5 protein-coding genes are annotated in these 6,593 nt (G+C 66.6%); all 5 read right to left on the bottom strand.

Translation table 11 applies throughout. The features are described 5' to 3' along the window. Positions 1 to 42: 42 nt before the first annotated feature. The 5 genes from ACFWN1_RS30525 to ACFWN1_RS30505 all read right to left on the bottom strand — a co-directional run bounded on the left by ACFWN1_RS30525 (position 43) and on the right by ACFWN1_RS30505 (position 6,257). Positions 43 to 1,167: an ABC transporter ATP-binding protein gene (locus ACFWN1_RS30525; protein WP_384369088.1), complete on the bottom strand. Its 1,125-nt coding sequence runs from the start codon at positions 1,165 to 1,167 to the stop codon at positions 43 to 45. 13 nt (positions 1,168 to 1,180) lie between these two features. Continuing rightward, a complete protein-coding gene (locus ACFWN1_RS30520) occupies positions 1,181 to 2,242 on the bottom strand; it encodes an ABC transporter ATP-binding protein (RefSeq protein ID WP_384369085.1) in 1,062 nt (353 codons plus the stop codon). Positions 2,243 to 2,257: 15 nt separating this feature from the next. Then, on the bottom strand, positions 2,258 to 3,235 hold the full coding sequence (locus tag ACFWN1_RS30515) for an ABC transporter permease (RefSeq protein ID WP_384369082.1): 978 nt from the start codon (positions 3,233 to 3,235) through the stop codon (positions 2,258 to 2,260). Between the two features lie 98 nt (positions 3,236 to 3,333). Beyond that, the gene (locus tag ACFWN1_RS30510) at positions 3,334 to 5,136 is read right to left on the bottom strand and encodes an ABC transporter substrate-binding protein (protein ID WP_384369079.1); all 1,803 of its coding nucleotides are present in this window, start codon (positions 5,134 to 5,136) and stop codon (positions 3,334 to 3,336) included. A 101-nt stretch (positions 5,137 to 5,237) separates the two neighbouring features. Next, complete coding sequence (locus ACFWN1_RS30505; protein ID WP_384369076.1) at positions 5,238 to 6,257, bottom strand: ABC transporter permease; 1,020 nt, start codon at positions 6,255 to 6,257, stop codon at positions 5,238 to 5,240. Positions 6,258 to 6,593 lie beyond the last annotated feature (336 nt).

The raw sequence follows: 6,593 nt of genomic DNA, 5'->3' as shown, positions 1-6,593 counted from the left end.
CCACCACCCCGGCCGTCCGGGGCCGGTACGCGGGGAGCCGGGTCAGTCCTTGGTGATCTCCAGGTCGGCTTCCAGCGCCTTCAGCGCCGGGTCCAGCACGACGTCCTCGCCGCGCGCCTCGATGGTCGGCTCCTCCGGGAAGTGGCACGCCGTGAGGTGGCCGGCCCGGTTGCCCGTGATCTGGACCAGCGGCGGCTCGTCGGTCGCGCACTTGTCCTGCGCCTTCCAGCACCGGGTGCGGAACCGGCAGCCGGACGGCGGCGAGATCGGCGAGGGCACGTCACCGGCGAGCCGGATGCGCTCGCGCGGCTCCACGTCGTCGTTGACCTCGACCTCCGGCACCGCCGACAGCAGCGCGTGCGTGTACGGGTGCCGGGGGCGGTTGTAGATGGAGTCGCGGTCGCCGACCTCGACGACCTTGCCCAGGTACATCACCGCGACCCGCTGCGAGAAGTGCCGGACCACGGCCAGGTCGTGGGCGATGAAGAGGAAGGCGATGCCCAGCTCGTCCTGGACCTTCTTGAGCAGGTTGACCACCTGCGCCTGGATCGACACGTCCAGCGCGGAGACCGGCTCGTCGGCCACGATCAGCTTGGGCTGCAGCGCCAGGGCGCGGGCCACGCCGATGCGCTGGCGCTGGCCGCCGGAGAACTCGTGGGGGAAGCGGTTGTAGTGCTCGGGGTTGAGACCGACCAGCTCCAGCAGCTCCCGCACCTTCGCCTCGCGGCCGCCCGCCGGGTCGATCCCGTTGACCTCCATCGGCGACTTGATGATGGTGCCGACGGTCTGCCGGGGGTTCAGCGAGGAGTACGGGTCCTGGAAGATCATCTGGATCTCGGACCGCACGGGTGCCAGCTGTCGGCGCGAGGCGCGGGTGATGTCCTGCCCGGAGTAGACGATCTTGCCGGCGGTGGGCTCCATCAGCCGGGTGATCAGGCGGCCCGTGGTGGACTTGCCACAGCCGGACTCGCCGACCAGGCCCACGCTCTCGCCGAGGCCCACCGTGAGGTCGACGCCGTCGACGGCCTGGACGGCGCCGACCTTGCGCTTGATCGGGAAACCGCCGTGGATCGGGAAGTGCTTGGTCAGTCCCTGGACTTCGAGCAGTGTCTCGGGCACCGCGGTCCCGGTGCCCGCTTGCGCGGGGAGGGTGAGGTTGTCGCTCATGTCTCGGTTCTCCCTAGCGCAGCCGGGGCTGGATCTTGTCGATGAAGATGGTCTGCTTCTGCTCGGCGCTCAGATGGCAGGCGGTGGACCGGCCGGTGCCGAGCGGGGGGCGCTGCCCGGAGCAGAGGTCGCCCGTGACCTGGTCGGTGAAGCCGCAGCGCGGGTGGAAGGGGCAGCCGCTGGGCGGGTTGAGCAGCGAGGGCGGGGAGCCGGGGATCGGCACCAGCGCCTCGTTGACGTCGCTGTCCAGGCGCGGCATCGAGCTGAGCAGTCCCCAGGTGTAGGGGTGCCGGGGCTCGCGCATCACCTCGCGCGTCGTGCCGCGCTCGACGGCCCGCCCCGCGTACATCACCAGCAGGTCGTCGGCCATGTCGGAGATGACGCCGAGGTCGTGGGTGATGAAGATGATCGCGGAGCCGAACTCCTGCTGGAGGTCCTTCAGCAGGTCCAGGATCTGGGCCTGCACGGTGACGTCGAGCGCGGTGGTCGGCTCGTCGGCGATCAGCAGGTCCGGGTCGCACATCAGCGCCATGGCGATCATCGCGCGCTGGCGCATGCCGCCGGAGAACTGGTGCGGGTAGTCGTCGAAGCGCTGCCGGGGCTGCGGGATGCCGACCTTCTCCAGCATCTGCACGGCCCGGTCCTTCGCCTCCTTGCGGGAGGCACCCATGTGCTTCATGTAGGGCTCGGACAGCTGCCGGCCCACCGTGTAGAACGGCGACAGCGCGGTCAGCGGGTCCTGGAAGATCATCGCCATCTTGTTGCCGCGGAGCCGCTCCAGCTCCTTCTCGGTGGCGGTGACGAGGTCCTTGCCGTCGAGGATGATCTCGCCGTCGACGGTGCTGGTGCGGGGGTTGTGCAGGCCCAGGATCGTCAGGTTGGTGACGGACTTGCCCGAGCCGGACTCGCCGACGATGCCCAGCGTCTTGCCGCGCTCGACGTCGAAGGACAGGCCGTCCACGGCCTTGACGATGCCGTCCTCGGTGGAGAACCGCACCTTCAGATCACGCACCGACAGGAAGCTCTCCGGGCCGGTCGGGGCCGGGGCGTCCTCGGTCTTGGTCAGTGTGGTCACGGTGGTTCGTTCTTCCTAGGAGAGCCGGACGCGCGGGTCGATGTACGCGTACGCGATGTCGGTGAGGATGTTCATGACCAGGATGAAGAAGGCGCCGAACATCATGACGCCCATGGTCAGCGGCAGGTCCTTGGTCTGCGCGCCCTGCACCGCGAGGCGGCCGATGCCCTGGAGGGAGAAGGTGATCTCGGTGACGACGGCACCGCCCAGCATGCTGCTGATGTCGATGCCCAGCACCGTGACGATCGGGATGAGCGCACCGCGCCACGCGTAGCGGAAGAACACGAACTTGCTCGACATGCCCTTGGCCCGTGCCGTGCGCACATGTTCCTCGGCGAGCTGCTCGATCATCGACGAGCGCGCCATACGCGTGTACTGCGCGGTGAAGATGGTGGCCATCACGAGCGTGGGGAGCAGCAGCCCGACGAACCAGCCGAACGGGTCCTGCGTGATCGGCACGTACTTGGGGTTCTCCATCCAGCCCGTGCTGTAGACGAAGATGATCAGGACGATCGGGCCGAGGAAGTAGATCTGGAACGAGCTGAGGACCATCGAGGCGCCGGTGGCGATCCGGTCGACCAGCGATCCCCGCTTGTAGGCCGCGATCATGCCCGCGCCGACACCGACCACGAGGAAGACGATCGCACCGCCCACGGTCAGGGTGATGGTGGTCGGGAACCGGTCCAGGATCGTCGACCACACCGGGTCGCCGGAGTAGAACGACACACCGAGGCACGGCGCGTCACAGTGGCCGGTGGGGAAGTCACGCCCCAGCACGATGCCGGACATGAAGTCCCAGAACTGCTGGTGAAGCGGCAGATTGAGGCCGAGAGCGGACCGGATGTCCTCCAGTCTCTGGGGGGAGCAGTCCTTGCCGCAGGCCAGGGAGGCGTAGTCGGAGGGCGCGGCCACGAAAAGGAAGAACGTGGCGGCACCGAGGAGAAACAGGGTGACGAGGGCACCGACTGAGCGCCGGAGGATGAACTGAAACATGGCGGGGGGGCTGCTCTCTGCGGAGACGGTGGGAGGTTTCACGGAGGGGCGGGGGCGTGCTCCGCCTGGTGCACGCCCCCGCGATCAGCCGTAGAGAGTTACGACTTCAGGTACAGGCGGTTGATGTCGATGAGGCTGGACACCGAGCCGTAGCGGCTGCCGCCGACGTTCGAGCCGGAGAGCTGGAACTGCTTGGTGTACCAGAGCGGAGCGCTGGGGAGCACCGTCTCCATCAGGTAGTGCTGGGCTTCCTTCCAGGTCTTCGCGGCCTCGGTCGGCTCCTGGGTGAGGGCCTTCTTGATCAGCTCGCTGACCTTCGGGTCCTTGACGTGCGCGTAGTTGGGCGAACCGTCGGCCACCTGCTGCGGGTCGTAGACGGGCGTGATCACGGTGCCCGGCGACGGCCAGTCCTGGCCCCAGCCCGAGATGTAGATGTCGTACGGGTTGTCGAGCTTGCCGATCTGCTCGTAGTAGCTCGCGTTGTCGATCTCCTTGGAGACGACGTCGAAGCCGACCTTGGTCAGGGCGTCCTCGATGGCGACCTTGCGCTTCTGACCGTTCTCGCTGTTGCCGTACGCGAAGACGACCTTCTTCTCCGCGGCGGGGAGACCCTTCACGATCTCCTTGGCCTTGGCGATGTTGCCCTGCGGCGTCTTCAGCCGGCCGTAGGGGTCGTACGTCGCCTCGTAGCCCGGCAGGGTCGGCGCGAAGTAGTTGGGCGCCACGTCGCCGCCGTAGGCACCGCCCTCACCGGCGATGAGCGACTTGGAGTTGACGGCGTAGGTGATGGCCTCGCGGACCTTCTTGTCCTTCACCCGGTCCAGGTTGAAGGTCAGCTGCATGACGTAGGGCTGGTAGCCCTTCACCGTGCGCTTGTTGACCTCGGGGGAGCTGATGACGTCCTGGATCTGGGTGGCCTCGACGCCGGCGGTGAGCTGGATGGCGTTGCGGTCCTCACCCTTGTCGGCTATCAGACGCTTGGTCTGGGTGGACTCGGTGATGCCGAACTGGAAGTTGTAGCCGTCCGGGTACTGGTGGCGCACCGCGTCGGTCTTCGGGTCCCAGTTGGTGTTCTTGGTGAGCACCAGGGACTTGCCGACCTTGTACGACTGGATCTTGTACGGTCCGGTGGCGACCGGAGCCTTGTCGTACTTCTCCTTGGAGTCCGTCTTCTCCGGGACGATGGCGTAGCCGGCCATGGCCATGGTCTGCGGCAGGTCGGGGCGGGCCTGGTCGAAGTGGAAGATGACCGTCTTGTCGTCCGGGGTGTCCAGGACGGAGGCGGGCAGGTGCTTGCCGTCGAAGCCGCCACCGGGCAGGAGCTTGCGGTACTGGTCGTACTTGGCGCCCGCGAGCCACGTCTGCAGGTAGGGCGGCCCGTCGAAGATGAACTTCGCGAACTGGCGCTCGACGGTGTGGCGGACGTCCTTGGACGTGATGGCGTTGCCGTCGGCGTCCTTGATGCCGTCCTTGAGCTTGAACGTCCAGGTCTTGCCGCCGTCGGAGGACTGGCCCGAGTCGGTGGCGAGGTCACCCACGACCGAGACGTTGCCCTTGTCGTCCTCCTGGAACTGCGTCAGGCGACGGAAGAGCAGGTTGGCGACCTGGCCGGCGTCGGAGACGTAGATCTGGCCCGGGTCGAGGTGGGAGAGACCCGCCTCCTGGTAGACCTGGATGGTGCCGCCGCTCTTGGCGCCCGGCACCTCCTTGGCCGGGCCCGTGGAGCCGGCGGCGTCCGCGTAGGTGACCGACTTCGACTGGACCGACGCGTTCTTCTGGTCCTTCTTGGAGTCTGTGCCGGACTTGCCGCCGGTGTTCTCCGAGCATCCCGTGAGCGCGAGGGAGCCGGCCGCGAGCGCGACCACGATTGCCTGCGATCTGCGCGAGGTGAACGACTTCATGTTGGCGAATGCACCTACCTGTCGTGAGTATCCGTGAGTACTGCCTGACGCGGCTGGCAGGCCGACGTGGGGGCGGCAGCCACCCCCCACCAACGGACGATCTAGCGCCCGGACTTGGGGTCGAAAGCGTCCCGCACCGAGTCTCCGAGGAGGTTGAAGGCGAGGACGAAGATCACCAGGGCCACACCTGGGAAGAAGATGAACGCGGGGTCCTGCTGTGCGTAGGACGAACCGGCCGCGAACAGACGGCCCCAGTCCGGGGTCGGCTCGACGAAGCCGACACCCGCGAAGGAGAGGAAGGCGATGGTGAGAATGGTGCTGGGCAGCTGGTAAGTGAACTGCACCAGGATCGGCGTCACCACGTTCGGCAGGATCTCCTTGCGGACGATCCGCCAGGGCGAGGCGCCGGAGACCTTGGCGGCCTCGACGAACTCCCGCTCACGCAGCGACAGCACGGTGGAGCGCACCAGCCGCGACATGCCCATCCAGCCCAGGACCCACAGCACGATCAGCATGGCGACCGCACGGAAGTAGGTGGGCGTCTCCTCACGCGGGTCCACGAAGAACGCGGTGACCACCGGCATGAAGGCGATGAAGAAGAGCTGCTGCGGGAACGAGAGGAAGAAGTCGGTGACGCGGCCGATCCAGTAGTCGGTCCGCTCACCGAAGTAGCCGCCGACCAGACCGATGATGACGCCCGTGGCCATGACGAGCACCGTCACGCCCACGGCCATGAACAGCGAGGTGCGCATGCCGTAGACCAGCATGGCGAACACGTCACGGCCGTACTGCGGCTCCACGCCGAACCAGTGGGCCCCGGAGAGACCGCCGAAGTAGCCGAGCGGAAGCCCGAAGTCGTCGAGCACCGGCTTGTCGGCGTACGTGGGGTCCTGCCCGTAGAGGGTGTACGGGTCGGTGCCGCTCAGCTTCGTCAGCAGGGGCGCCGCCAGAGCGATCACGAAATAGGCGATCACGATCCACGCGCAGATGACACCATTGCGGTCCCGCTTGAAACGCTGCCACATCAACTGGCCAGGAGAACGACCCTCGAGCTTCTTCTCGCCCTTGACGGGCTCGGCCTCCGGCTCGACACCGGAGTCCAAGACGACTGGACTGGTCATGTGTGTTCTTCCCTCGGGGGAGTGGCGAGTTGACGCAGCGCAGATACCGACACGTTCTGCGGTTTGGGGGAACTTTCGCCAACGCAGTCAACGCGCGTCAAGAGATGTAGGCATGGGGATATCCCTAACGCCGATATTTTGAGCAAAAATTGCAGTTATCGACACCTGCGCGCGCTTGACAGGCAAGATTTATGTCCGCCATGTCGGACATGTAGGGCGCAAATTTTGTTTACATGTCCGAAACTCAGACGCCGGGTGACCGATATCCGAACGGCATGAACGGCGATGACGGTCACGAAGCGGACACGAAAAGGCCCGGCCGCCCCCGGGAAAGGG

This window comes from Streptomyces sp. NPDC058459, assembly GCF_042721685.1.
Classification (GTDB): domain Bacteria; phylum Actinomycetota; class Actinomycetes; order Streptomycetales; family Streptomycetaceae; genus Streptomyces.
This window is presented reverse-complemented; position numbering and strand designations above follow the sequence as displayed.

Bases quoted from the DNA above. Each gene is read 5' to 3' on its own strand.
- ACFWN1_RS30505 (WP_384369076.1), bottom strand. From the start codon at position 6,257: ATGACCAGTCCAGTCGTCTTGGACTCCGGTGTCGAGCCGGAGGCCGAG.
- ACFWN1_RS30510 (WP_384369079.1), bottom strand. From the start codon at position 5,136: ATGAAGTCGTTCACCTCGCGCAGATCGCAGGCAATCGTGGTCGCGCTC.
- ACFWN1_RS30515 (WP_384369082.1), bottom strand. From the start codon at position 3,235: ATGTTTCAGTTCATCCTCCGGCGCTCAGTCGGTGCCCTCGTCACCCTG.
- ACFWN1_RS30525 (WP_384369088.1), bottom strand. From the start codon at position 1,167: ATGAGCGACAACCTCACCCTCCCCGCGCAAGCGGGCACCGGGACCGCG.